Source organism: Myxococcus sp. XM-1-1-1 (assembly GCF_020037095.1).
Taxonomy (GTDB): domain Bacteria; phylum Myxococcota; class Myxococcia; order Myxococcales; family Myxococcaceae; genus Myxococcus; species Myxococcus fulvus.
The window spans coordinates 60,580-83,690 of the sequence record NZ_JAIQDH010000028.1 but is presented as its reverse complement, the minus strand read 5'-3'; the positions used below and the strand labels follow the sequence as shown (position 1 = coordinate 83,690).

Sequence of the window (23,111 nt, the reverse complement as noted above, 5' to 3'; positions counted from 1 at the left end):
AAAGGTGTGGCCCTGGGTGGTGGCGCTCAGCCTGCTGTCCTGCTGTGGCTTCAATGTGTTCGCGGTCATCCTCCCCAATTACAAGGCGGCGCAGCTGGACCGGGCCCAGTACGACCTGAAGAACCTCCGGCGCATGCTGGTCGGCTACCGGATGAAGACAGGGCGATACCCGACGCGAGAAGAAGGACTCCAGGCCCTGGTGACGAGCGGGCTCATCATCGGGGCCGTGCCGCTCGACCCCTGGGAGCGGCCCTATGGCTACTCGGTCGAGGCAGACGCCGTGGAGGTGTGGAGCCTGGGCCCGGACGGCCGTCGCGGCTGCGAGTGCGATGACCTCGTGGATGGGTATCCCGAGGGCCGACGTCCACCGTGCGCGGCGCCGCCGCACGCGCGATGACGACTATCGCGCGGGGCCGGGCGGGGACCTCCCGCTCGGCCTCACACGGTGCGAACACGCCACGGACCTCCGCGAGGACTCAAGCGACGCGAGGGAAGTCCACCTCGGTGCCCGCCACGACGTTGAGGTAGTTGGTGAGCACGTTCTGCGCGACGGCGGCCACCACCTCCACCAGCTCCGCGTCGCTCAGCCCCACCTTGCGCGCCTGCGCCAGCTGCGGGCCCACGTCCGCCGCCCGCGTCCGGGCGATGGCCACGGCCAGGTCCAGGATGGCCTGCTCGCGCGGGTCCGCCGAGCGCCCCGAGCGGAACCCCGTGAGCTCATCCGCCTTCACCCCCTGCCCCTTCGCCAGCGCCGTGTGCGCGGAGAGGCAGTAGGTGCAGCGGTTCAGCTCCGCCACCGCGATGGCGATGGCCTCCTGCGTGCGCGCGGACAGCTTCGCGCCGCCCATGGCGTTGAAGTAGCCCGCCACGGCCTCCAGCGCCGCGGGCGAGTGCGCAAAGGTGGAGAACATCTTCGGCACACCCCCGAACTTCGTCTTCAGGGCGGCGAGCGTGGGCTCGGAGGCCGCGGGCGTGTTCGAGGGGCCAACAGGGGCAATCAGGGGCGTCGTCATGGGGTGCTCCCAGGGACTGCGGGTGGTTCAGCGGGTCGATTGGTATCGACTCGACACTAAATGCGCCCGTCCCCTTCGCTTGTCAACTCAGTATCGACACGATACCTTTTGACCCATGGCCGGCGACCGCCTCTACGCGCTGCTCGAGCGACTCGGGAACCTGCTCCGAACGGAGGAGCGGGCGGCGGGGCTGCCCCATGGGTTGCAGCCGGTGCACCTGCAGGCGCTGCGCTACCTGCAGGCGTGCAATCGCTACAGCAACACCCCCGCGGCGCTGACGGAGTACCTGGGGCTCACCAAGGGCACCGTGTCCCAGACGCTGCTGCTGCTGGAGGAGAAGGGGCTGCTCCGAAAGGAGGCGGACACGGAGGACCGGCGCGTCGTCCACCTGCTGCTGACGGATGAGGGCCGCGCCGTGCTGAGGGCGGCCCTGCCACCGGAGCTCTTCAAACGGGCCCTGGCGCGGCTGCCCGGCGATGGCGAGGGACTCGAGGAGGCGCTCACCGGACTCTTGAGCGCGCTGCAGGCGGCGAACGCCCAGCGCAGCTTCGGCGCCTGCGCCACCTGCAAGCACTTCCAGCGCGAAGGCTCGGGGCGCTTCCGCTGCGGACTGACGCGCGAGCCGCTGTCTCGCGAGGACAGCCAGTTGTTGTGTCGGGAGCATGAAGCCCTGCCCGTGCCTCACTGACACGAGGCTCAGTGCGTGCGCCCGGCTGCGATTCCATCCGGTGGAACGGCTCCCGGACACCCTTCCCACCGAGGGCTTCGACTTCACCGTCGCCCCAGCGCCGCACGGAGCGTGCTGAAGACGCGAGACGCCCCGTGGGAGGCAGATGGTTGCCGGATGAGTGGCATCCAGACACCTCCTTGAACCTGTCTCCTCGGAGGAGGTCTCATTGCATCAGGGCACGCGGTGGTGATTCACGGCCCCAACGGAGGAGGCATCGGATGCGGAAGGCGACGTTCGCGAGATTGGGAGCCATCGGCACCGTGGTGATGCTGTCGACGGGGTGCGGCTTCGAGAAGAGCGTTTACGACATCGAGCTGAACGAGGCCGAGCTGAGCGCCGTGCCCTACGTCTGCGACAACGGCCGGAAGGGCTTCTCGGCTGCCTGGGAGGTCTCTACGAAGCAGCGATGGACCATCACCGCGGGAGAGCATGGCGACACGCGCATCGAGGTCCCTGGCTACTTCCGGACCCAGCTCCACAAGGTCCCCCTGGATGAGACGCCCTTCATCGTCAACGGAACCTCGGTCGAACGAGGCCCGTTCCAGTTCGTGGGCCTCGAGACCTTCATCGAAGACGACACCGGCAGTGGGACGGTGGTGCAGCGCTTCGTCATCGAAAGCGATTCGCTCGAGGCAGACCGCGTCGAGGGATTCATCGACCTCAGGACCCAGCTCATGGATGCCAACTTCGACACGCCCACGTGCAACTACGTGGTGAGCTTCACCGGCCGCCGCGTGGACTGAGTCTCGCGATACTCCACCAAGAGGCGCGCCTGGCGCACCGCCAGCCCCTGACACGAGCGGGCTGGCGGCGCCGGAGCAAGCTCAGCGAGTCACCTTCGCGCGGCCCTGCACGGCCAGGGGCCGGGTGGGGCTGGACGCGACGGCGGCGGAGACTCCGAACACGACGTCGTCGTTGTCATCGTAGAAGCCGAAGGTGCAGCTCAGCTGCGGGCTGGACGCCTCCACGAACTGGGCCCGCAGGACGTGCTGGCCCACGCTGCTGCCCACCGTGAAGGTGTGGCTGAAGGTCTTCGCGCCGCTGCCCGTGCACTGCAGGCCGGTGACGAGCGTGGACCAGAGCGGGAAGCCGGACACGGGGGCGTAGTAGAGGTTGAGCTTGTCCGTGGCGTCGTAGCACCACACCGTCACGTCCACCTTGACCTGCTTGCCCGGGGTAATCGGCCCGCCGTCCACGCTGCGCAGCACGACACGGTCGATGCTCTCGTCCAGGTGGTAGAAGCCGAACGGACCATCCGGGCAGCCATCCAGCGTGTTGGGCTCGTTCGGCTCCGCCGCGAGGAACTGGCTGCCACGGCTGTTGACCAGCGTGCCGGTGTCGCAACCGCAGCCGTTGCCACAGACGGGCGTGCCGAGCGCCGCGTCATAGGTGGCCACGGGCGGCGTGGTGCACGTGCCGCCTCCGCCCGTCTGGGTGGTGAAGCTGAAGCCCGCGCTGTAGTTGCCCGCGCCGCACGCATCCACCGCGCGCGCCCGCCAGAAGTACTGCGTGCCGGCCGTCAGCGCGGGCGTCACGCTCCAGGTGCTGTTGGGGAGCGTCGAGGCCGAGCGGACCACGCTGGAGAAGCCCGCGTCGGTGGCCACCTGCACCTCGTACGACGTCGCGCCCGTCACATCCCCCCAGTCGAGCACGGGGGACAGCGCGACGCCCGTCGCGCCATTGGACGGCGTGGCGAGCACCGGGGCCGCCGCGGGCTGACAGGTGGTGTCCGCGGTGGTGAAGCGGAAGGCCGCGCTGTAGTTGCCGGCGCCGCAGCCGCTCACCGCTCGCACGCGCCAGAAGTACTGCGTATTGGCCGTCAGCGCGGGCGTCACGCTCCAGGTGCTGTTGGAGAGCGCCGTCGCCGAGCGCACCACGGTGCCGAAGGCCGCGTCGGTGGCCACCTGCACCTCGTACGACGTCGCGCCCGCCACGTCCGCCCAGTCGAGCACGGGCGACAGCGCCACATTGGCCGCCCCATCCGCCGGGGTGGAGAGGGTGGCGACACCCGGGGGCGTGCACGGACCGCCGGCCGTCGCGCAGGTGCACGCGGCGGCGGGGCCGTAGCAGGCGCTGGAGCTGGCCGGCACGACGGAGTAGCAGTACTGCCGGCCATTGGCGACCTCACCATCCGTGTACGTGGTGCCGGTGACGGTGGCGACGCGCACCTTGCCGAAGTCACAGCCCGCGTAGCCCTCCGTCTTCATCACCCAGTACTCGCTGGCGCCGGGCACGCTGTTCCAGCCGAGCGCCACCTGGCCGTCGCTCGGCGTGGCGGTGGCGGTGGGCGCCGTCTTCGGGCCCGTGGCGCAGCCGGAGTTGGCGGGCGCGGGCGTGGAGCAGGCGATGCCGTGGCGGTTGAACGCCGCGTGGATGGCCGTCATGTGCGGCGTGCCGTCGTTGAGGTTGCCGTTGTCGTCGTCCGCGGCCAGCCACTGCATGTAGCCGTGGCTCGCGCCGCAGCCATCGGACGTGCCCGCCGAGCAGTTGCAGGCGTGCCACGAGCCCACGTTGCCGCTGCCCTGGTAGAAGACCTTGTTGCCGATGATGAACGCCGTGTTGGAGTCGTAGTTGAACGGCGCGGCCTGCAAGTCACGAGCGACCAGGTCCCACGCGGCCTGACGCACGGGCGCCGCGGCGCAGTGCACCTGACGGCCGCAGGGGCCGGTGCCGGAGGAGCAGCGCGAGCACACGAAGTTCTGCGGCGTGGCCGGCGTCTGGTTCGCGTGCGCCAGGTAGTCCGCGTCGCGCACGCCGGAGCAGCGGGTGTTGCACCACGTCCCGCCCGCCTGCGCCTCGTTCTGGTTGTAGCCCGTGCCGTCCGGCGTCATGCCGCAGCCCAGGTTCGTCGTGGCGAAGAAGCCATAGCCCACGCACGAGGCCTGCAACCGGTAGATGGACGCGATGTCCGCGTACGCCTCGCTGGAGTTGCTCAGCGCGCCGCCGGAGTCGAAGTCATCCATGCCGTGGCCCCACTCGTGGTCGAACACGGCCGCGATTTCGCCCGTGTTCCGGCAACCACCGCCGCTGCGGTAGAAGTTGACGGTGGAGCCGTTCCAGAAGGCGTTGCACGTGCTGTTGATGTTCACGTTGGCGGTGAGCTGGTTCTGCAGCCACGTGTTGTTGGGCAGCCAGCCGCGGCCCAGCTCGGCGATGCGGTTGAGCTCGTAGAAGGCGGAACGGGAGGCCGGCGTGTTGCCCGCGCCACCGCCGCCCGTGGTGCAGTCGTGCTGGTTGTTGGCGCCGCCCAGGTTGAGGTTGCCGGTGGCCGAGCTGGTGCTGGGCGAGCCGCACGTGTCGCTCACGCGCACGTAGCGGCCGGCCAGCGTGGTGGTGACGTTGCCGGAGGAGTAGTTGAAGACGCCGGCGCCGTCGGTGAAGTTGTTGGGCGAGGCCAGGCCCGTGTTCGCCCAGGGCATGGGCGTGTCCAGCTGCATGGTGCCGCAGGTGGTGTTGTCGGGGCAGATGCCGGTGCTGCTCAACGGATAGATGCCGCCCTTGATGGTGGCGTCCAGGTAGTGGTTGTCGTCCTCGAGCGCGAGCACCTCGCCGGAGTGCGCGTCCACCGTCACCTTCCAGCGCTCCACCTCACCGGGGTTCTGGAAGCCATACGTCCAGACGAGCTGGTGACGGTAGCCCTCGCCGAAGGCCGCGTCGGCGCGGGCCAGGGGGGCGAGCTCCAGCGTGGGCTCCTGCCACAGCGTGCTCGGCGTCTCCAGGAGGCCAAAGCGCTCACCGCCGAGCGTCAGGGCCTGCTCGGGGCTCAGCGTGGGCTTCGTGGCCGCGGTGACGTTGCTCCACGCCTCCGTCCCCAGGAGCACCATGTTGCCGTGGCTGAGCGTGGCGACCAGCTTGCCGTGGCGCACGGGGATGCCGTCGACCTCCTGCGGGATGAGCACGTGCCACAGCACGTCGGTGACTTGCTTCACGCGGGGCTGGCCCAGCTGGCGCAGGTCCACGCCGAGCGCGGCCTCGTTGTCGCTCAGGAACTTGAAGAGTGCATCGGCGACGACGGCCTCGTCGACCTCGCCGGTGGAGCGGCCCAGCTGCTGCTGGAGCGAGCCGAGCGTCACGGTGTTGCCCACGCCCTTGCCGGGGATGAGGGGGATGGCGCCCTGGACGGCGGAGGGCATGCCCGTCAGCGGGTCCAGGTACACGTGGAAGTCGCGCCCGTTGCGGGCGAAGAAGTCGTCCCACGCGCCGGGCGCCGCGCCCTTCAGCTTCGAGCGGGCTTCATCCAGGGACACGTTGGAGACGGGCAGGTACAGCTCCGGCTTGAAGAACGCCTGGCTCGCCAACGGGCTCGGTTGTGAGGGCTGGAGTGCCCACGCCAGCGCGCTGCAACACAGCACGAGACAGGCGACCCACTTCGACGATTGACGCATGCGGTCCTCCCGCGAAACGCGAAAGACAGACACTCCCCTCTGGGAGCACGCGTCCAGTCGAGCCCGCATCTGCGGGGCGTGAAAATCGCTATTTTCAGGAACTGTCGGACTTGCGGAAAGCCCTCTGGCGACGCGGAGCTAGACGGCCAAGGAGTGAACACTCACAAGGACTTCAAGTCTCACGTGTTCAAGACGGCGGGAAAGCAGCCGTTGCACTGGAGTTGACGCTTCGCGCCGGAGGCGGGGGCTCAGGAGGGGAAGAGCAGCCGCGTGTATTGCTTCACCCAGGCGCGGCGGGTGTCGAGGGTGCGGAAGTCGAGCAGGAGGACCTGGTCGAAGACGCGGGGGAGCATGGACACGAGGAGGATGGAGGACCAGACTTGGGTGAGCGCGAGTCGGCGGCGTGCTTCCTTCAGGTGGGGTGTGGCGGGGGCGAGCTTTCGGGACAGCGCTTCGAGGAAGGTATTGAGGCGTTGGACGGCGGCGCCGTCGTAGCGTTGGTGCACGAGCGCGTCGTGCAGGTGGGCGTGGGCGATGCGGGGGTAGCGGCCGACGTTGCCGACGACGTCCTCGAGCAGGGTCTCGAAGGCATCACGGACGGAGAGGCCCTCGTCGAGGAGCCTGTCGAAGTCGAGGAGGACGTGGGTGAAGGCCTGGTCCAGGGTGGAGTCCAGGGCCTGGGTGATGAGCTTCTCCTTGCTGCGGAAGTAGTAGCTGATGGCGGCGCTGTTCACCTGCGCCTCGCGGGCAATCTCGCGGATGCCGGTGGCATCCAGCCCGTCGCGCTCGATGCAGATGATGGTCGCCCGGAGGATGCGCTCCCGGGCGTCCTGTTCCTTCGTTCCCATGCGCCACCATACGGTGGACCTCAGACCTCAGTGAAGCGCATCCCCGTGATACCGAGCGCCTCCAGCGCGAGCTTGAGGTCCTCGGAGATGATGAGCGCCACGGACCAGCCCCACGTCCGGAAGAGCTTCGCGTCACCCACCTTCGAGGGGTCGATTCTCAGCCCGTCCACGTCCCGGTACTGGCCCACCTTCTCGGGCCGGCCGTCCTCGGCGGTCCACCGCTCCACCTCCCGGGACGCCGCGTCGTCGATGCACTCGATGAGTTTCGTCGCCACGAGGATGCTGTACTGCTCGGGGTACCCCGGAATCTCCACCGGGATGACCTGCACATCCTCGGGTGCCAGTTCCGTGAGCAGCGTCGCCACTCGGACGTGGACGACGGGTGTCGAAATCCCCGCGAGGGTGAAATCGAAAGTCCTGCCCGGGACGTCCACGGGAATCCTCAATCGACCCGGGTTCTCGATGCGACGCCCCTTCTTGAACAGCCAGGGGTCCTCGACCTCGCGGCCACTCATGTCCGTGGGGATTCCGAGAGAACATCGCCCAGGGAGCGACATGTCGGGAGCAAGCTCGAAGAACCGTTTCGTCATGGGCTTTGAGCAGAAGGCTGCAAGTACGTAGCACCCATCAAGTCCCCGGGAGCGCCTCCGCACGCCCCAGCATCTGCGCGCTCCTCGACCACAGCACCGCGCAGAGCGCGCCAATCACCAACTCCGCCACCATCGCCGCGACCAGCTCCGGCGCGGGCGTGCCGTCCACGGCCAGGCTCAACAGCCGCGACATGCCGTAAGACAGATACAGCGTCGTCGACACCGCCAGCGACGTGAACGTCAGCCGGCTCCAGATTCCACCGGCCATGATGAGCAGCCCACACGCCAGCAACGCCCCTCCCGGCGCGCGCACCTCGCTCAACAGACTCACCTGCCCTCCATGGTCGATTCCACTCCACCCGTGGAACGCCTGCGGCGTGAACAACAACGCCGCGCCAATCGCCCCCCCGATTGCGCCCACGACCAGCAACACCCCCTTCGTCATCCGGTTTCGCATCGCCGTCCCTCGCTTGACACCGTGTCAATTGACTCCGCGAGAGATATTCGCGACTTTACATCATGTCAAGTGAACCGCCGGAGACCCGGACCCGCATCCTCGCGGCCGCGCTGCACCTGTTGGAGACACGACAGGGGCAGGCCGTCCGGATGAGCGACATCGCGAAGAAGGCCGGCGTCAGCCGTCAGGCCGTCTATCTGCACTTCAACACCCGGGCCGCCCTGCTCATCGCCACCACGCTCTACCTGGACGAGCTCAAGGACGTGCGCACGCGCCTGGTCCCCAGCCGCACCGCGAAGAGCGGCGCGGAGCGCCTGGACGCATACGTCGGCGCCTGGGCCGACTACATCCCCGAGATTCGCGGCGTGGCCAAGGCGCTGATGGCCATGGCCGACACCGACGAAGAGGCCGCCGAGGCCTGGAAGAAGCGCATGGAGGACATGCGCGAAGGCTGCGCCGCCGCCATCGAGGCCCTGCGCGCCGATGGCACCCTCTCCCCCGACTACACGGCCCGCGAGGCCACCGACCTGCTCTGGACGCTCCTGTCCGTGCGCAACTGGGAACACCTCACCCTGGAGCGCGGCTACTCCCAGCCTCGCTACAAGGACCTGCTGCTGCGCACCGCGCGCCGGCTCTTCGTCCGCGCCCCGCGCTCGACTTCATGAGCGTGCGCCAGCCGCTGCGCACCGTGCAGTCCCCTGCACACGTCCCACCCCCTGCCTCCGCTGCAACTTCCTCCAGGTCCGTGCGTTGCAACTCCAACACGCCATGAACCCACGCCTCCTCTGCGCCCTCCTCGTCCTCCTCCCCTTCGCGTCGCAGGCCCAGGTCTCCTTCCCCAAGAACGAGACCTGGCTCACCGTCGGCCCCCTCGTCAGCATCGACGACCTCACGGGCAAGCCCCGCTACGGGCTGGGGCTGGAGTCCACCCTCAACTGGGTCCATGAAGTCCAGAGCCTGGGCGCCTTCGCCCAGGCCCAGTGGATGACCCAGGGGGAGGCCCGCCTCGCCGGCGGCATCCAGGGCACCCTCCTCTTCGCGGGCCTGGAGCTGGGCGCCTACCACCTCACCGGAACCGAGGACCACCTGCCCACCACGGGCCTGCAGCTCACCCCCTTCCTCACGGGCATCTACGGCTCGCTGGGCGTGCGCATCAGCCTGCCCCTGAGCGACAAGGGCGGCGCGCTCGGCCCGGACGGCGTCCCCGGCCGCGTCCGACAGGGCCGCGAGGTGGGACTCGTCCTGACAGGCAAGCTCCCCTTCCTCCTGGGCGGCACGAGCACCTACGAGCCGTCCTATCCCTGGAACTAGGAGCGCATCCCTCCTCGGGCCCCCTTCCCTCCCTCGCTCCGGGTGCTATCAAGCACCCACCATGCCTGAGTCAGCGCCCCCCGCCCTGTTCGACGCCGTACCCGCGGAGATGGACTTCCCGGCCGAGGAACGCCGCATCCTCGCCTTCTGGAAGGACCGTCGCATCTTCGAGCGCTCGCTCGAGGCGCGCGAAGGGGCCAAGAGCTTCGTCTTCTACGAGGGCCCGCCCACCGCCAACGGCCTGCCCCACAACGGCCACGTCCTCACCCGCGTCATCAAGGATTTGTTCCCCCGCTACCAGACGATGCGCGGCCACTACGTGCCTCGCAAGGCGGGCTGGGACACCCACGGCCTGCCCGTGGAGGTGGAGGTGGAGAAGGAGCTGCGCATCCACGGCAAGGCGGAAATCGAGCGCTATGGCGTGGAGCCCTTCACCGAGCGCTGCATCGAGTCCGTCTTCCGCTACACCTCCGAGTGGGAGCGGCTCACCGAGCGCATCGGCTTCTGGGTGGACCTGAACCAGGCCTATGTCACCTACCACCGCCCCTTCGTGGAGAGCGTCTGGTGGGCGCTGGCGGAGCTGCACCAGAAGGGCCTGCTGTACCAGGGCCACAAGGTGGTCTGGTGGTGGCCGCAGGGCGGCACCGCGCTGAGCTCGGCCGAGGTGGGCCTGGGCTACAAGACGGTGGACGACCCGAGCGTCTACGTCGCCTTCCCGCTGCGCGACGCGCCGGACACCTCGCTGCTCGTCTGGACGACCACGCCCTGGACGCTGCCGTCCAACATGTACGCGGCCGTCAACGCGGGCGTCGACTACGTCACCGTGGACGCGGGCGACCGCAAGCTCATCGTCGCCGCCGCGCTGCGCGAGGAGCTGGCCAAGAAGCTCAAGAAGGACCTGCCTGTCCTCGACACGCAGCCGGGCCGCGCGCTGGTGGGCCAGCGCTACCTGCCGCCCTTCGACGTGTACTTCTCCAAGGAGGGGGACACGCGGCTGGCGCTGCGAGACGGCGGCGACGACGTGCGCGCCTGGCGCGTGCTGGCCGCCGACTTCGTCACGCTGTCGAGCGGCACGGGCATCGTCCACATCGCCCCGGCCTTCGGCGAGGACGACTACGACGCCTTCCGCAAGGACCGCGAGCGCTTCGCCCAGCCGCACGCGATGGAGCTGTTCTGCGCGGTGAAGCCGGACGGCACGTTCTCCGAGGACGTGCCGCTCGTCACCGGCAAGTTCGTGAAGGACGCGGACAAGGACATCCAGCGCAACCTCAAGGAGCGGGGCCTGTTGCTCGTCACCGAGCAGTACAAGCACGAGTACCCGTTCTGCTGGCGCGCGGATGACGACCCGCTCATCCAGTTCGCCCGCCCCGCCTGGTACATCCGCACCACGGCGGTGAAGGACCGCGCCATCGCCAACAACCGCGCCGTCAACTGGGTGCCCGAGCACATCAAGGAAGGCCGCTTCGGCGACTTCCTGGCCAACAACGTCGACTGGGCCCTGTCGCGCGAGCGCTACTGGGGCACGCCGCTGCCTTTGTGGGTCCACTCGGAGACGGGCGAGGTGGAGGCGGTACCCTCGCTCGAGGCGCTGCGCCAGAAGCCCGGCAGCAACCTGGGCGCCGTGGAGTCGGAGCTCGCCGCGTTCCTCAAGAACAAGCCGCACGAGGCCAACGCGCGCCACCTCATCGTCCACAAGCCCTGGATTGACAAGGTGACGTACGAGAAGCCGGGCACCCCGGGCCGCTTCGTGCGCGTGCCCGAGGTGGTGGACGTGTGGTTCGACTCGGGCTGCATGCCCTTCGCGCAGTGGGGCTTCCCGCATGCGGAGGGCTCGCACGCCATCTTCAACCGCGCCTTCCCGGCGGACTTCATCTCCGAGGCCATCGACCAGACGCGCGGGTGGTTCTACTCCCTGCTCATGGTGAGCACGCTGGTCTTCGACGAGGAGACGCAGGCGCGCCTGGGCCTCGTGCCCCAGCGGGAGTGGCCGCACCCGTACAAGAGCTGCATCGTGCTGGGCCACGTCTCCGACAAGGAGGGCCGCAAGGAGTCCAAGTCCAAGGGCAACTACACGCCGCCCGAAATCATCCTCGACGAAGTGCGCATGGACTTCGCGGTGCTCACCGCCGCCGAGGCGGGCATGCCGGGTGAGCCGGGCGTGGCGCTCATCGCGCGCGAGGACCTGGAGGGCCTGGACCTGGTGGAGGGCGCCAAGGTGCAGGTGTTCCGCCCGGACCGGCCGGACGTCTTTGTCACCGTGACGGTGAAGGCGCACAAGAAGCTCAAGCGCCGCGTGGTGCTGCTCGGGCCCGCGGAGCACGAGAAGCTGGGCGTGGCGCCGTCCGCCAAGGGCGCGGGCGTGATGCCGGTGGAGGTGCCGAGGCTCGCGGCCTCCGAGCGCGTCACCGTGAAGGACCCCAACGCCAAGGCCCCCGGCGCGGACGCGTTCCGCTGGTTCTTCTACGCGGCGAGCCCCACGTGGTCCAACACGCGCCACTCGCTGGCGAACGTGCGGCTGTTGCAGAAGGACTTTCAAATCAAGCTGCGCAACGTCTACTCGTTCTTCACCATCTACTCGAACATCGACGGCTTCAACCCGGCGAAGGGCAACCCGGACGCCAAGGCGGCGCCGTGGGAGGCGGTGAAGCAGAGCCAGGGCTGGCGCGAGGTGAAGCAGCGCCCGCTCCTGGACCGGTGGATCCTCTCCGAGGTGCAGCTGGCGCTGCGCGACGTGGAGAAGGCGCTGGACACCTATCAGGTGTACGACGCGGCCCAGCGGCTGGTGGCGCTGGTGGACGGCCTGTCCAACTGGTTCCTGCGCCGCAGCCGGGACCGGTACTGGACGGCCGGCCTGGAGCAGGACAAGCAGGACGCTTACTTCACGCTGTACGAGGCGCTGACCACCATCGCCGCCATCTCCGCGCCGTTCATCCCGTTCTTCGCCGACGAGATGTGGGGCAACCTGGTGCGCAAGCCCTGGCCCGCGACGCAGCCGGAGAGCGTGCACCTGGCGGACTTCCCCAAGGCGGACGCGAGCCTCATCGACGCGGAGCTGGCCGCGGACATGGCGGCGGTGCGCGAGCTGGTGTCGCCGGGCCTCAAGGTGCGCACGGACAACAAGCTCAAGGTGCGCCAGCCGCTGGCGCGCGCGGACATCATCCTCGCGCGCAAGGAGCTGACGCAGCGGCTGGCCGCGTACAAGGATTTGCTCGCGGACGAGCTGAACGTGCACGAGGTGCGCTTCGTGGAGCCGGGCAGCCCGGACGCGGACGTGGTGCGCTTCCGGGTGCGGCCGAACCTGCGCGCGGTGGGCGGGCGGCTCGGGCCCAAGCTGGCGCCGGTGCGCAAGGCTTTCGACACGGGCGACGGGCGCGCGCTGCACCGCGAGCTGCTCCAGACGGGGCAGGTGGCGCTGGAGCTGGGCGGCGAGAAGCTGGTGTTCACCGGCGAGGAGCTGGAGACGCTCGTGGAGGCCAACCCCGGCTTCGCGGCGGCGGGCACCGGCGCGGGCGTGGTGGTGCTCCACACGCAGCTCACCGAGGCGCTCGTCGACGAGGGGCTCGTGCGCGAGCTGCTCGCGCGGGTGCAGGGGGCTCGCAAGGATTTGGAGCTGGGCTACACGGACACCATCCAGCTCTGGGTGGACGGTGATGCGCGCGTGAAGCGCGTGACGGACGAGGGCCGCGCGTTGATTGCGCGGGAGACGCTCGCCTCCGCCATCCACGTGGGGCCCGAGGGCTTCACCGGGCAGGAGGAGGAGGTCAGCCTCAACGGCCTGCCGGCCCGCCTGCGCGTCCAGCGCGGCTGAGCCTCACCGGCCCGCGTGCTCGACACGCGGGCCGCGCCCCGGGGTGCGCTATTTCGCGCGAGCGCGCGGGCGCCAGGCACGCCCCGGGCCCACCCTCACGAAGCTCGCGGGCTCAGCGACACCAGGCCCTGGCGCGAGGGCAGGAGCAACATCCGCGCGAAGCGCGCATGGCTCCGCCGGCCCCTCATCGCGGCGCGAGAGCAAGGTCGACACCGGCGCGAAGCCCTTGTGAACCGGCGACGTCCTCGCGAGCCCGCGCAGCCTCAGCGCACCAGCAGGAACAGGAAGACGCCCAGGAACACCAGCAGCAGGAAGCCCACGTGGCTCAGCCGGCTCAGCCCCTCCTCCCCGCGACCCACCGCGCGGAGGAAGAGGTCCCGCACCCGCTCGAACCCGCGCAGCGTGCGCACCGTCAACTCACTCGGCTTCGAGTCCTCGCGCTCCGCCCCTCGCGTCAAGAGTCGCCACCCGGGGAGCACCCGCCGCGACAAGGGCCACAGCACGTCCCCCGCCGGTATCTCCGGCACGCTCCGGCCCATGCGCCACGCCACGACGCTCACGGCCACACCCAGCGCCACGGGCCAGGCCGCGGACAGCAGATTCTTCGGCTCCAGGAGCTTGGGCAGGAACTCCGAGCCCACCGGCGGCCCTACCAGCAGCACCGTGTCCACGACGAGCAGCAGCACCCACGACAACCACATCCCTCCGGTGGCGCGAGTCCCCTGCTCGGGCGCATCGGGGAGCACCGTCACCAGGAAGCGCGCCATGATGAGCGTGCTGCCCACCGCCGCCAGCGACAACAGCGTCGGCACCACCTCCGGCGCGTGCGCCACCGCCTCCGCCGACTTCAACGACAACTTCGCCAACGCCCCGCTCGTCAGCGGCGCTCCGGCGATCTCCAGCCCGGCCCACACCAGCCCCACCCACACCACCACCGCGCGCCAGCCCCGGCGCCCCGTCTCGTGCACCAGCCCCGCGCCCAGGAACAACAACCCCTTCGCCAGGGAGTGGTGCGTCGCATACACGAGCACCGCGCCCACCAACACCGGCGCCGCCTCCGGTGCGCCCAACGCCAGCCCCACCGCGAGCGTCAAGAACCCCATCTGGCTGATGCTCGAATAGGCGAGCACCGTCTTCGCCTCCCTCTGCGTCAGCCCCACCAGCACGCCGTAGAAGCTCGCCGCCAGGCCCAGGACCACGAGCACCTGGCCCACCTGGGGCACGCTCGCCTCGCCCAGCGGCAGGAAGCGCAGCCAGCCCAGCACGCCCACCTTGATGATGGTGCCGCTGAGCACCGCGCTGCCCGGCGCGGGCGCCACCGGATGCGCCAGGGGCAGCCACATGTGCAAGAGCAGCACGCCCACCTTCACGCCGAAGCCCGCGAGAATCAGGACGCAGATGAGCGCGCGCTCGGGCGACTGCGCCACCACGCGCGGCACCTCGTCGAACGTCAGGTTGATGCGCGTGCCCGCGATGAGGAAGAAGGCCGCGAGCAGCAGCACCTCGCCCACCAACGCCATGATGATGTACACGCGCCCCGCCCGCGCCGCGCGCTCGTCCCGCGAATGGACCACGAGCCCATACGCGCAGAAGGTCATCATCGCGAAGAACAGGTAGAAGCTCGCCATGTCCCGCGCGAGCACCGCGCCCACGTTCCCCACCAGCGTCGCCAGGTAGAAGCCCCAGAACGAGGCCTTCCGCCCGTCCTCGCGCAGATACCCTCGCGCGAAGAGCCCGGAGAACAGCCACAACACGCCGGTGAAGAGCAGGTACGTCCGCGTCACCTCGTCCGGCGCGTACAGCCGCATGCCCAACAGCACGTGCGGCCAATACACCGTCGCCCCGGCGCTCAAGCCCAGCACCACCGTCGGCAGCGCCGCCCACGGCGCCAGCAGGACGCCCCCCTTGCGCGTCGCCGGCAGCAGCACCGCCACCGTGAGCAAGAGCGGCACGCCCAACGTCGCCATGACCAGCAGCGAGGGCACCTCCTCCCAGCCGCTCATGGCCGGAACTCCCGGTCCGTGATGAGCCGCGTCCAGCCCAGGGGACTGAGCTCCGCGCCCGCGAACAGCCCGGCGGCCACCGACAGCGCCGCCGTCACCACCGTCGGGAACAGCAGCGCCCAGCCAATCTCCCACCCGTGGGGACGCGGGCTCGGCGTCCAGTCCTCACGCGGCGCCTGGAACCACGCCGAGTAGACGATGGGCAGGAAGTAGCCCGCGTTGAGCAGGCTGCTCAAGAGCAGCACCACCACCAGCCACGACTCGTCCGCCTCCAGCGCGCCGATGCCCAGGTACCACTTGGTGATGAAGCCCGCGACGGGCGGAATCCCAATCATCCCCAGCGCGGCGATGGTGAAGGCCGCCGTCGTCAGCGGCATCCGCCGCCCCACCCCACGCAGCTCCTTCACCCGGTGCAGGTGCAGCTCCTCCGCGTAGTTCCCCGCGCAGAAGAACAGGGTGATTTTCATCACCCCCTGATGCACCAGGTGCACCAGCCCTCCAATCGTCGACACCGTGCCGAAGATGGAGATGCCCGCCACGATGTACGCCACCTGGCTCACCGTCGAGTAGGCCAGCCGCTTCTTCAAGTCCCCCTGCTGGAGCGCCTTCAGCGAACCGTAGAGGATGGTGATGGCCGCGACGACGGCCAACGGACGGGTCACCCCCAGGTCGTGCACCAGGTAGACGCCATACACGTCGTAGATGACGCGGGTGATGCCGAACGCCCCCGCCTTCACCACCGCGACAGCGTGGAGCAGCGCGCTCACCGGGGCGGGCGCCACCATCGCCACCGGCAGCCAGCCATGGAACGGCACCAGCGCCGCCTTCACCGCGAGCCCGCCGATGAGCAGCGCGAAGGCCACCGTCAATTCCGCGCGGTGGCCCGCCACGGCCGACAGCGCCCCCCGCTCGGTGAACTCCACCGAGCCCGCCAGCGTGTAGAGCAGCACCACGCCCGCCAGGAGCAGCGTGGCGCCGCTGAGCGTGTAGCGCAGGTACACGTTGCCCGCGCGCAGCGCCTCCTTCGTCCCGCGGTGGATGACCAGCGGATACGTGGACAGCGTGAGCATCTCGTAGAAGAGGAAGAACGTCAGGAGGTTGCCCGCCAGGGCGATGCCCATGGTCGAGGCGACGCACAGCGAGAAGAAGCCGAAGAAGCGGCTGCGGTGCCCGGTGCCCTCCAGGTAGCCCACCGCGTAGATGGTGGTCACGAACCACAGCACCGCGGACAGCGTGATGAAGAGCAGGCTGAACGAGTCCGCCCTGAGCACCAGGTCCGCGTTGGGGAAGAAGGTCACGCGCGACTCGTACTGACGCCCCTGGAACACGCCCCAGGCCATGGCCGCCGTGAGCAGCAGCTTCGTCGCCGCGGCCGTCAGGTTGAGCACCGTGCGCGTGCGCCGCGCCTCCTCGGAGAGCAGGAAGATGATGAGCCCCGGCAACAGCGAGCTCAAGAGCACGCACATGGGCAGCCAGGTGTTCATCGCGCCGCCCCCACCGCCAGCAGCCCCAACGGGAACCAGGGCACCAGCCCCAGCACCAGCGCGATGAGCGCCAGCGCGAACGGCGCCAGCTCGTTGCCCAGCGGGATGGCGCGCACCGTGACGCCCTCGGGCAGCGGCAGGAACGAGCCCCGGAGGATGCGGAAGACGTACGCCGCCGCCTGGAGGCTGCCCACCAGCAGCACCACGCCCCACCACCACTGGCCCGTGGAGATGGACGCGTTGAGCAGCAGCCACTTCGCGATGAAGCCCCCGCTCGGGGGAATGCCAATCAGGCTGATGCCTCCCAGGCCGAGCGCCAGGAAGGTGAACGGCATCCGCCCCGCCAGGCCCTGCACTCCGCCCAGCGTGGTGATGCCCACCGCCTGGTGGATGTTGCCCACCGCCACGAACATGGAGGCCTTGGCCGCCGCGTGCGAGACGACCAGGTAGATGGCCCCCGCCCTCGCGTCCTCCGTCGCCATGGGGAAGACCAGGAACAGGTAGCCGATCTGCGCGACGCTCGAGTACGCGACCACGCGCTTGAGCTGCGACTGGAGCAGCGCCAGCAACGAGCCCCAGATGACGGCGGCCGCGCCCAACAGCCCGAGCAGCTGCGCCACCTGGGCGTCCATCACCGGCGCGAAGACCTCCATCCACAGCCGGAACAGCACGTAGTAGGAGCCCTTGGAGATGAGCGCGGACAACAGCGCCGTCACCGGCGTGGGCGCGCCCGCGTACGTCGGCGGCAGCCACACGTGCAGCGGGAACAGCGGCGTCTTGAGGCACAGCCCCACCGTGACCAGCGCCGCCGCCACCCACGTCACCGGCCCGGGCTGGACGCGCTCGGCGAGCAGCCCCACGTCCAGCGCCGCATAGGCCCCATACAGCAGCGCGATGCCCAGCAGGTAGCAGAGCGAGCCCGGCAGCGCGAAGAGCAGGTAGCGCAGCCCTCCGTCCAGCCCCGGCGAATCCCGCCGCACCGCGATGAGCGCCACGGCGCCCAGCGTGGTCAGCTCCAGCGTGACGTAGAGGTTGAAGGCGTCCGCCGACAGCACCAGCGCGTTGAGCGCGCACCAGACCAGCAGCCACAGCGGCAGGAACTCCCGGTCCTCCCGGTCCGGCAGGTGGTCCAGCGCGTGGACGCTGGTGAGCGAGCCCACCAGGGCGATGGTGAGCAGCATCAGCACGGCGAGCCCGTCCGCCCGCCACTCGATGCCCAGCGGCACGCCCCAGCCGCCGATGCTCTGGCGCAGCACACCCCGGTGCGCCACCTCCCACGCCAGCACGGCGGACGCGCTGAGCGTGGCCACCGACGTCACGCCCGAGATGAGGCGCACCGCGGGCCGTCCCACCAGCAGCGCCAGCACCGCGCCCAGCAGAGGGATGACGACGGGCCACGCCATCAAGGCCGAGGCTCCCGTCATGAGAGCTCCCCATCGGAGACGGGCTCCCGCTCCGGGGTGTGGGACTGCTCGGCCTGCAGCCGCGCCATGCGCCGCGCCAGCGCCACCGCGAGCGCCGTGGCGCTCACCGACACCACGATGCCCGTGAGCACCAGCGCGTGCGGCACCGGGTCCGGCACGCCCGTGGGCACCCGCCGCGCGAGCGCCACCAGCACCAGCAGCACGCCGGAGCCCGCGATGTTCGCCGCGAGGATGCGCTTCACCACGTGCTGATGGGAGAAGAGCCCCACCAACCCCACGCTGAACATCGCCACGCCCGAAAGCGCATAGACGGCCCACGGGCTCACGGCGTCTCCTCCGGCAGCGCCCGGGGCGGCCGCGTCCCGGGGAAGAACATCAACAGCACCATGGCGATGGAGACCGTCAGCGCCGCCTCCACGACGAAGATGAGCGTGCCCGCGTACTTCTGGGGGTACTCGAGCAGCCGCCCTCCGGAGACGAGCGGCGCCACCGCCACCAGGATGAACATCAACGGCCCGGTGAGCAGCGCCCAGCGCACCCGGGGGGACGACATGCGCGGCGTGCCCATGCGCGCGGTGAGGATGGCCACCACCCCGCCGCCCGCGAGGATGGCGCCCGCCTGGAAGGCTCCGCCCGGACCGTGGTCGCCCACCCAGACCAGGTAGCCCGCCACCAGCAGCAGCGCGGGCGTCATCATCCGGAACAGCTCCCCCGTCAGCGGGTCCTCCATCGCCTCCTTGTCCGGCCGCTCGCTGCGCGGGTTCACCGCGCGCGCGCCCAGCGCGGCCACCAGCAGCACCGCGATTTCCAGCAGCGTGTCGTAGCCCCGGAAGTTCAAGAGCACCGCGGTGACGGGGTGCTCCACGCCGCTGTCCCCCTGGCGCGCGGCGATGAGCGGCCCCAGGCCCCGGCTGTCGGCGGGCAGCGCGAGCACCGCCCAGCCCAGCGGCGCCGCCAGCGCCACCGTGCACAACAGCGCCCAGGGCCTGCGCCGCGCGCGGGCGCGCACGTCCGAGGAGTCCTCCTCCGTCCAGCTCAGCGTGTGCATCAGCAGCGCGCCCGTCAGGCCCGTGCCCACCGCGGCCTCCACCAGCGCGATGTCCGGAGCGTCCAGCCGCGCCCAGCCCAGCGCGGAGAACAGGCCGAAGGCCACGAAGAGCACCACCGCCTGCGACAGCGCCTCCGTCCTGAGCACCAGCCAGGCCAGGAGGGGCAGACAGATGGCGAGGCTCGCGTCGAGCAGCCCGTCCATCATGACTCCCGCCGTCCAGTCCAGGCGGGCGTGCCCCGCCGCAGCGCCGCGCGGGCGATGAGCTGACACGTGAAGGCGCTGGCGACGAGGACGAACAGCCAGACCAGGAACAGCTTGAGCGCCGTGGCCCACGAGCCCGACTGGAGCGCCAGGCCCACCACCACCAGGCCCAGCCCCAGGTTGTCCACCTTGGTGAGCGCGTGCAGCCGACAGTACACGTCCGGGAAGCGCAGCACGCCCACCGTGCCCGCCAGACAGAAGCCCGCGCCCGCGAGCATGAACGCCGAAGAGACACCGTCGAGGAGGGTCATCGGCGCGGCTCCTCGCCGCGAGCGCGCGCGTCCTCCGCGTCGCTGCCCACCGCGAAGCGCACGAAGGCCACCACCGTGACGGGCGCGAGCAACGCGAAGATGAGGGCCACGTCCCGCAGGGGAGCGCTCCCCTCGTTCCCGGCGAGCAGCACCAGCACGCCCACGCCCGTGGTGCCGAAAAGCTGCGCCACGATGAAGCGGTCCGTCAGCGTGGGCCCACGAACGACGCGCACCATGCCGGCCAGGATGTTCAGGAGCAGGAAGAGGGCCAGGCCCGTGCGCAGCTCATGCATGGGCGCCCTCCCGCGGCGGAGCGGACGCGTCCAGGCCGAACAGGCGGCGCACGCGGCGCTCCAGGTCCTCCAGCTCCTCATGGATGCCCTGCCCCCGGTCCACGAGCGCGTGCACCACCAGCTCCTCGCCCTCCACGTCCGCGTTCAGCGTGCCGGGCATCAGGCTGAGGGTGATGCGGAACAGCGTCTGGGGCGCGCCCTCGGGCAGGCGCATCGGGTAGCGGACGAAGACGGGGGAGATGGGCAGGCTGGGCGAGAGGGCTCGCTTCGCCACGTCGAAGCCGCCGTGCACCGAGCCCTTCAGGAAGAAGAGCGCGAAGCCCGCCACGCCCAGGAGCGTCCACGCGTGGCGACGCGGCGGACTCAACACGAAGCTCACCCCGGACACGACGCCCACCACCACCAGGCCGAACGTCAGGCTGCTCGGGTCGCCGTCACACAGCGCCCACCACGTCAGCGCCAGGAAGACCACGCGCGCCACCGCGCTCTTCCAGGCCCCCACGTCCAGCCGAGGCGTCCGACTCCGGCCCTCCTCCGCGCTCGCGCGCGCGTCTCCAGTATCCACGGGGTCCACGCGTCGGACCCTAGGCCAGCCACCCCGCACGCGGCGGACGGAGTCCCTCGTCACGTTCGTCATCGGACGCTTGGTGGACGCAGTGGCGCATAACCGACGAAGCCCGGAGGCTCCAGGGGCGCGCTCGGGGCCTTTCGATTCCAGACATGCGCGGAGGCGCTCTGTCCGGGGCCCGCAAGCAGCTCGCCCTGCGGGGCATCGCCCTCGAGGACTGTCCGTCGGTTCAATGGGCAACGGAACCTCGGCGCCGCAAGTTCGTCGTCCCCAGCCCCCTCGATGAGGAGCGTCGCCGATGACGAAGCCCCAGGTCCTGCCCGAGCCCTTCCGCATCAAGATGGTCGAGCCGCTCGCCCTGCCCTCGCGCGACACCCGCGAGACGGCCCTGCGCGCCAGCCACTACAACATGTTCCAGCTCAAGAGCCGGGACGTGTATCTGGACCTGCTGACGGACTCCGGCACCGGCGCCATGAGCAAGGCGCAGTGGGCCGCGCTGATGAACGGCGACGAGTCCTACGCGGGCGCGGACAGCTTCTACACGTTGAAGAAGACCCTCCAGGAGCTGCTCGGCTTCGACCACTTCCTGCCCATGCACCAGGGGCGCGCCGCGGAGCACGTGGTCTTCAGCTCGCTGGCCCGCGAAGGGGACCTCATCCCCATGAACATGCCGTTCGACACCACGCGGGCCCACATCTTCCAGGCCCGGGCCCAGCCGCTCAGCTGCGTGGTGGAAGAGGCCTACCAGCCGGAGGTGGACGCCCCCTTCAAGGGCAACGTCGACCTGAGCAAGCTGGAGGCGGCCCTCGCGCAGCATCCGCACTCGCGGCGCATTCCGCTCGTCATGGTGACGGTCACCAACAACTCCGGCGGTGGCCAGCCCGTCAGCCTGGAGAACCTGCGGGCCTGCGCGCGGCTGACCCGCGCACGCGGCATCCCCCTGTTCCTGGACGCCGCGCGCATGGCGGAGAACGCGTACTTCATCCAGCAGCGCGAGGCGTCCTGTCGGAACCTCACGTGCGCGCAAATCCTCCGCCGGATGATGGACTGCGCGGACGCCATCACCGTGAGCTGCAAGAAGGACCCGCTGGTGAACATCGGCGGCCTGGTGGCCATGCGCACCGAGGCCCTCTACTACCAGCTGGCGCCCCGGACCATCCTGCACGAGGGCTACCTCAGCTATGGCGGGCTCGCGGGGAGGGACCTGGAGGCCCTGGCGATAGGGCTGCGCGAGATGGTCGACGAGGAGTACCTGGCCCACCGCGTCTCCCAGGTGCGCTACCTGGGGGACCTGCTCACCGAGGCGGGGGTGCCCATCCTGCGCCCGGTGGGCGGACACGCGGTCTTCATCGACGCCGGCGCGTTCCTGCCGCACATCCCCCAGCGGTGCTACCCGGCGGACGTGCTCAGCGTGGAGCTGTATCGCGAGGGCGCCATCCGTGGCGTGGGGCTCGGCGCGCTGGCGTTCGAGGACACCGACCCGGTCACCGGCAGGAAGAAGCTCCCGCGCCTGGAGCTGTTCCGGCTCGCCATCCCGAGGCGGGCCTATACGAACCACCACATGGCCTACGTGGCGAAGTGCGTGGCCGCCGTGCATCAGCGCCGCGCCTCCATCCGCCACGGCCTGAAGCTGGTCCAGGACTCGCCCGTGCCGGGGCTGTCGCACTTCGTCGCGAGGCTGGAGCCCACGCCGCTCTGAGACACCCTCCCCCATCCGGGGGAGTCGGGCGCGCCTCGGCTTGGGGTGGGGCGCGACCGTGCACCTGGCTACGGTGGCTCTCGCGGAAGTCACTTCCCGAAGGAGCCGGCACGATGAGCATCGTCACGACGAAGGATGGAGCGCGCATCTTCTACAAGGACTGGGGCACGGGTCAGCCCGTCGTCTTCAGCCATGGCTGGCCGCTGAACTCGGACAGCTGGGACGAGCAGCTCCAGTTCGTCGCCTCGAACGGCTACCGCGCCATCGCGCACGACCGCCGGGGCCATGGCCGCTCCACCCAGACGTGGTCCGGTCACGACATGGACACCTACGCCGACGACCTGGCCGCGGTGCTCGACGCGCTCGACGTCAAGAACGCGGTGCTCGTGGGCTTCTCCACCGGCGGCGGCGAGGTGGCGCGCTACATCGCCCGGCATGGCACCCGGCGCGTGGCCAAGGCGGTGCTCGTGGGCGCGGTGCCTCCGCTCATGGCGAAGACGGCCAGCAACCCGGGCGGCCTGCCCATCGAGGTGTTCGACAACATCCGCGCGGGCGTCCTCGCCGACCGCTCCCAGTTCTTCCAGGACCTCACCACGCCCTTCTTCGGCGCCAACCGCCCCGGCGCCAAGGTCTCCCAGGGCGCGCGCGACGCGTTCTGGCTGGCCGGCATGCAGTGCGGCCTCAAGCCCGCCTACGACTGCGTCAAGGCGTTCTCGGAGACGGACCAGACCGAGGACCTGAAGAAGTTCGACGTCCCCACGCTCATCATCCACGGCGATGACGACCAGATCGTCCCCATCGAGGGCGCGGCGCGCGCGGCGGCCCGGCTGGTGAAGGGCTCCACGCTCAAGGTCTACGCCGGCGCTCCGCACGGCCTGACGGTGACGCACCGCGAGCAGTTCCACGCGGACCTGCTCGCCTTCCTGAAGTCCTGA

21 protein-coding genes are annotated in these 23,111 nt (G+C 70.1%); 8 read left to right on the top strand and 13 right to left on the bottom strand.

Annotation, left to right across the window (positions count from 1 at the left end):
- The first annotated feature begins 16 nt into the window (after positions 1-16).
- Entirely contained in the window at positions 17-397 is a 381-nt protein-coding gene (locus K8640_RS36820; protein WP_223751381.1) for a type II secretion system protein GspG, read from the top strand.
- A 79-nt stretch (positions 398-476) separates the two neighbouring features.
- On the opposite strand, the gene K8640_RS36815 is transcribed toward K8640_RS36820, so the two are convergent.
- A complete protein-coding gene (locus K8640_RS36815) occupies positions 477-1,013 on the bottom strand; it encodes a carboxymuconolactone decarboxylase family protein (RefSeq protein ID WP_223751380.1) in 537 nt (178 codons plus the stop codon).
- 115 nt (positions 1,014-1,128) lie between these two features.
- On the opposite strand from K8640_RS36815, the gene K8640_RS36810 reads away from it, so the two are divergent.
- A complete protein-coding gene (locus K8640_RS36810; protein WP_223751379.1) occupies positions 1,129-1,701 on the top strand; it encodes a MarR family winged helix-turn-helix transcriptional regulator in 573 nt (190 codons plus the stop codon).
- A gap of 260 nt (positions 1,702-1,961) precedes the next feature.
- Positions 1,962-2,486 (top strand): hypothetical protein, encoded by a 525-nt coding sequence (locus K8640_RS36805; protein ID WP_223751378.1) that lies wholly within the window; start codon positions 1,962-1,964, stop codon positions 2,484-2,486.
- An 81-nt stretch (positions 2,487-2,567) separates the two neighbouring features.
- Here K8640_RS36805 and K8640_RS36800 read toward each other — a convergent pair whose 3' ends face one another.
- The 4 genes from K8640_RS36800 to K8640_RS36785 all read right to left on the bottom strand — a co-directional run bounded on the left by K8640_RS36800 (position 2,568) and on the right by K8640_RS36785 (position 8,023).
- A complete protein-coding gene (locus tag K8640_RS36800) occupies positions 2,568-6,128 on the bottom strand; it encodes an endopeptidase (RefSeq protein ID WP_223751377.1) in 3,561 nt (1,186 codons plus the stop codon).
- 248 nt (positions 6,129-6,376) lie between these two features.
- Positions 6,377-6,976 (bottom strand): TetR/AcrR family transcriptional regulator, encoded by a 600-nt coding sequence (locus K8640_RS36795; protein ID WP_223751376.1) that lies wholly within the window; start codon positions 6,974-6,976, stop codon positions 6,377-6,379.
- A gap of 20 nt (positions 6,977-6,996) precedes the next feature.
- A complete protein-coding gene (locus K8640_RS36790; protein WP_223751375.1) occupies positions 6,997-7,566 on the bottom strand; it encodes an imm11 family protein in 570 nt (189 codons plus the stop codon).
- Positions 7,567-7,603: 37 nt separating this feature from the next.
- The gene (locus tag K8640_RS36785; RefSeq protein ID WP_223751374.1) at positions 7,604-8,023 is read right to left on the bottom strand and encodes a DUF4345 domain-containing protein; all 420 of its coding nucleotides are present in this window, start codon (positions 8,021-8,023) and stop codon (positions 7,604-7,606) included.
- Between the two features lie 62 nt (positions 8,024-8,085).
- On the opposite strand from K8640_RS36785, the gene K8640_RS36780 reads away from it, so the two are divergent.
- The 3 genes from K8640_RS36780 to ileS all read left to right on the top strand — a co-directional run bounded on the left by K8640_RS36780 (position 8,086) and on the right by ileS (position 13,142).
- Entirely contained in the window at positions 8,086-8,688 is a 603-nt protein-coding gene (locus K8640_RS36780; RefSeq protein ID WP_223751373.1) for a TetR/AcrR family transcriptional regulator, read from the top strand.
- Between the two features lie 103 nt (positions 8,689-8,791).
- Positions 8,792-9,334 (top strand): hypothetical protein, encoded by a 543-nt coding sequence (locus K8640_RS36775; protein ID WP_223751372.1) that lies wholly within the window; start codon positions 8,792-8,794, stop codon positions 9,332-9,334.
- A gap of 61 nt (positions 9,335-9,395) precedes the next feature.
- Positions 9,396-13,142, top strand: a complete 3,747-nt coding sequence (ileS, locus tag K8640_RS36770) for an isoleucine--tRNA ligase (protein WP_223751371.1) — start codon at positions 9,396-9,398, stop codon at positions 13,140-13,142.
- Between the two features lie 263 nt (positions 13,143-13,405).
- Here ileS and K8640_RS36765 read toward each other — a convergent pair whose 3' ends face one another.
- Genes K8640_RS36765 through K8640_RS36730 form a run of 8 tightly spaced genes read right to left on the bottom strand, consistent with a single transcriptional unit; the run spans position 13,406 to position 20,474 of the window.
- Positions 13,406-15,145, bottom strand: coding sequence for a complex I subunit 5 family protein (locus K8640_RS36765; protein WP_223751370.1), 1,740 nt, complete (start codon positions 15,143-15,145; stop codon positions 13,406-13,408).
- A complete protein-coding gene (locus K8640_RS36760; protein ID WP_223751369.1) occupies positions 15,142-16,629 on the bottom strand; it encodes a proton-conducting transporter membrane subunit in 1,488 nt (495 codons plus the stop codon). Before K8640_RS36760 ends, K8640_RS36765 begins: the two co-directional genes overlap by 4 nt.
- Entirely contained in the window at positions 16,626-18,053 is a 1,428-nt protein-coding gene (locus tag K8640_RS36755; RefSeq protein ID WP_223751368.1) for a complex I subunit 5 family protein, read from the bottom strand. The genes K8640_RS36760 and K8640_RS36755 overlap by 4 nt, the downstream gene beginning before the upstream one ends.
- Entirely contained in the window at positions 18,050-18,379 is a 330-nt protein-coding gene (locus K8640_RS36750) for a cation:proton antiporter subunit C (RefSeq protein ID WP_223751367.1), read from the bottom strand. Before K8640_RS36750 ends, K8640_RS36755 begins: the two co-directional genes overlap by 4 nt.
- On the bottom strand, positions 18,376-19,308 hold the full coding sequence (gene mbhE / locus K8640_RS36745; protein WP_223751366.1) for a hydrogen gas-evolving membrane-bound hydrogenase subunit E: 933 nt from the start codon (positions 19,306-19,308) through the stop codon (positions 18,376-18,378). The genes K8640_RS36750 and mbhE overlap by 4 nt, the downstream gene beginning before the upstream one ends.
- Positions 19,305-19,616 (bottom strand): monovalent cation/H(+) antiporter subunit G, encoded by a 312-nt coding sequence (mnhG, locus tag K8640_RS36740; protein ID WP_223751365.1) that lies wholly within the window; start codon positions 19,614-19,616, stop codon positions 19,305-19,307. Before mnhG ends, mbhE begins: the two co-directional genes overlap by 4 nt.
- Positions 19,613-19,909 (bottom strand): monovalent cation/H+ antiporter complex subunit F, encoded by a 297-nt coding sequence (locus K8640_RS36735; protein ID WP_223751364.1) that lies wholly within the window; start codon positions 19,907-19,909, stop codon positions 19,613-19,615. Before K8640_RS36735 ends, mnhG begins: the two co-directional genes overlap by 4 nt.
- Positions 19,902-20,474, bottom strand: coding sequence for a Na+/H+ antiporter subunit E (locus K8640_RS36730; RefSeq protein ID WP_194869425.1), 573 nt, complete (start codon positions 20,472-20,474; stop codon positions 19,902-19,904). Before K8640_RS36730 ends, K8640_RS36735 begins: the two co-directional genes overlap by 8 nt.
- A 301-nt stretch (positions 20,475-20,775) precedes the next feature.
- Between K8640_RS36730 and K8640_RS36725 the strand changes: the two genes are divergently transcribed.
- Together K8640_RS36725 and K8640_RS36720 are read left to right on the top strand one after the other, a co-directional pair.
- The gene (locus K8640_RS36725; RefSeq protein ID WP_223751363.1) at positions 20,776-22,176 is read left to right on the top strand and encodes a tryptophanase; all 1,401 of its coding nucleotides are present in this window, start codon (positions 20,776-20,778) and stop codon (positions 22,174-22,176) included.
- 113 nt (positions 22,177-22,289) lie between these two features.
- Positions 22,290-23,111 carry an alpha/beta fold hydrolase gene (locus tag K8640_RS36720; protein WP_223751362.1) on the top strand — a complete coding sequence of 274 codons (822 nt, stop codon included), beginning with the start codon at positions 22,290-22,292 and terminating at the stop codon, positions 23,109-23,111.

Bases quoted from the DNA above. Each gene is read 5' to 3' on its own strand.
- K8640_RS36785 (WP_223751374.1), bottom strand. From the start codon at position 8,023: ATGCGAAACCGGATGACGAAGGGGGTGTTGCTGGTCGTGGGCGCAATC.
- K8640_RS36725 (WP_223751363.1), top strand. From the start codon at position 20,776: ATGACGAAGCCCCAGGTCCTGCCCGAGCCCTTCCGCATCAAGATGGTC.
- K8640_RS36720 (WP_223751362.1), top strand. From the start codon at position 22,290: ATGAGCATCGTCACGACGAAGGATGGAGCGCGCATCTTCTACAAGGAC.
- K8640_RS36810 (WP_223751379.1), top strand. From the start codon at position 1,129: ATGGCCGGCGACCGCCTCTACGCGCTGCTCGAGCGACTCGGGAACCTG.
- K8640_RS36805 (WP_223751378.1), top strand. From the start codon at position 1,962: ATGCGGAAGGCGACGTTCGCGAGATTGGGAGCCATCGGCACCGTGGTG.
- mnhG (WP_223751365.1), bottom strand. From the start codon at position 19,616: ATGACCCTCCTCGACGGTGTCTCTTCGGCGTTCATGCTCGCGGGCGCG.
- K8640_RS36790 (WP_223751375.1), bottom strand. From the start codon at position 7,566: ATGACGAAACGGTTCTTCGAGCTTGCTCCCGACATGTCGCTCCCTGGG.
- K8640_RS36775 (WP_223751372.1), top strand. From the start codon at position 8,792: ATGAACCCACGCCTCCTCTGCGCCCTCCTCGTCCTCCTCCCCTTCGCG.
- mbhE (WP_223751366.1), bottom strand. From the start codon at position 19,308: ATGATGGACGGGCTGCTCGACGCGAGCCTCGCCATCTGTCTGCCCCTC.
- K8640_RS36735 (WP_223751364.1), bottom strand. From the start codon at position 19,909: ATGCATGAGCTGCGCACGGGCCTGGCCCTCTTCCTGCTCCTGAACATC.
- K8640_RS36765 (WP_223751370.1), bottom strand. From the start codon at position 15,145: ATGAGCGGCTGGGAGGAGGTGCCCTCGCTGCTGGTCATGGCGACGTTG.
- K8640_RS36760 (WP_223751369.1), bottom strand. From the start codon at position 16,629: ATGAACACCTGGCTGCCCATGTGCGTGCTCTTGAGCTCGCTGTTGCCG.
- K8640_RS36780 (WP_223751373.1), top strand. From the start codon at position 8,086: ATGTCAAGTGAACCGCCGGAGACCCGGACCCGCATCCTCGCGGCCGCG.
- K8640_RS36815 (WP_223751380.1), bottom strand. From the start codon at position 1,013: ATGACGACGCCCCTGATTGCCCCTGTTGGCCCCTCGAACACGCCCGCG.
- ileS (WP_223751371.1), top strand. From the start codon at position 9,396: ATGCCTGAGTCAGCGCCCCCCGCCCTGTTCGACGCCGTACCCGCGGAG.
- K8640_RS36795 (WP_223751376.1), bottom strand. From the start codon at position 6,976: ATGGGAACGAAGGAACAGGACGCCCGGGAGCGCATCCTCCGGGCGACC.
- K8640_RS36800 (WP_223751377.1), bottom strand. From the start codon at position 6,128: ATGCGTCAATCGTCGAAGTGGGTCGCCTGTCTCGTGCTGTGTTGCAGC.
- K8640_RS36755 (WP_223751368.1), bottom strand. From the start codon at position 18,053: ATGACGGGAGCCTCGGCCTTGATGGCGTGGCCCGTCGTCATCCCTCTG.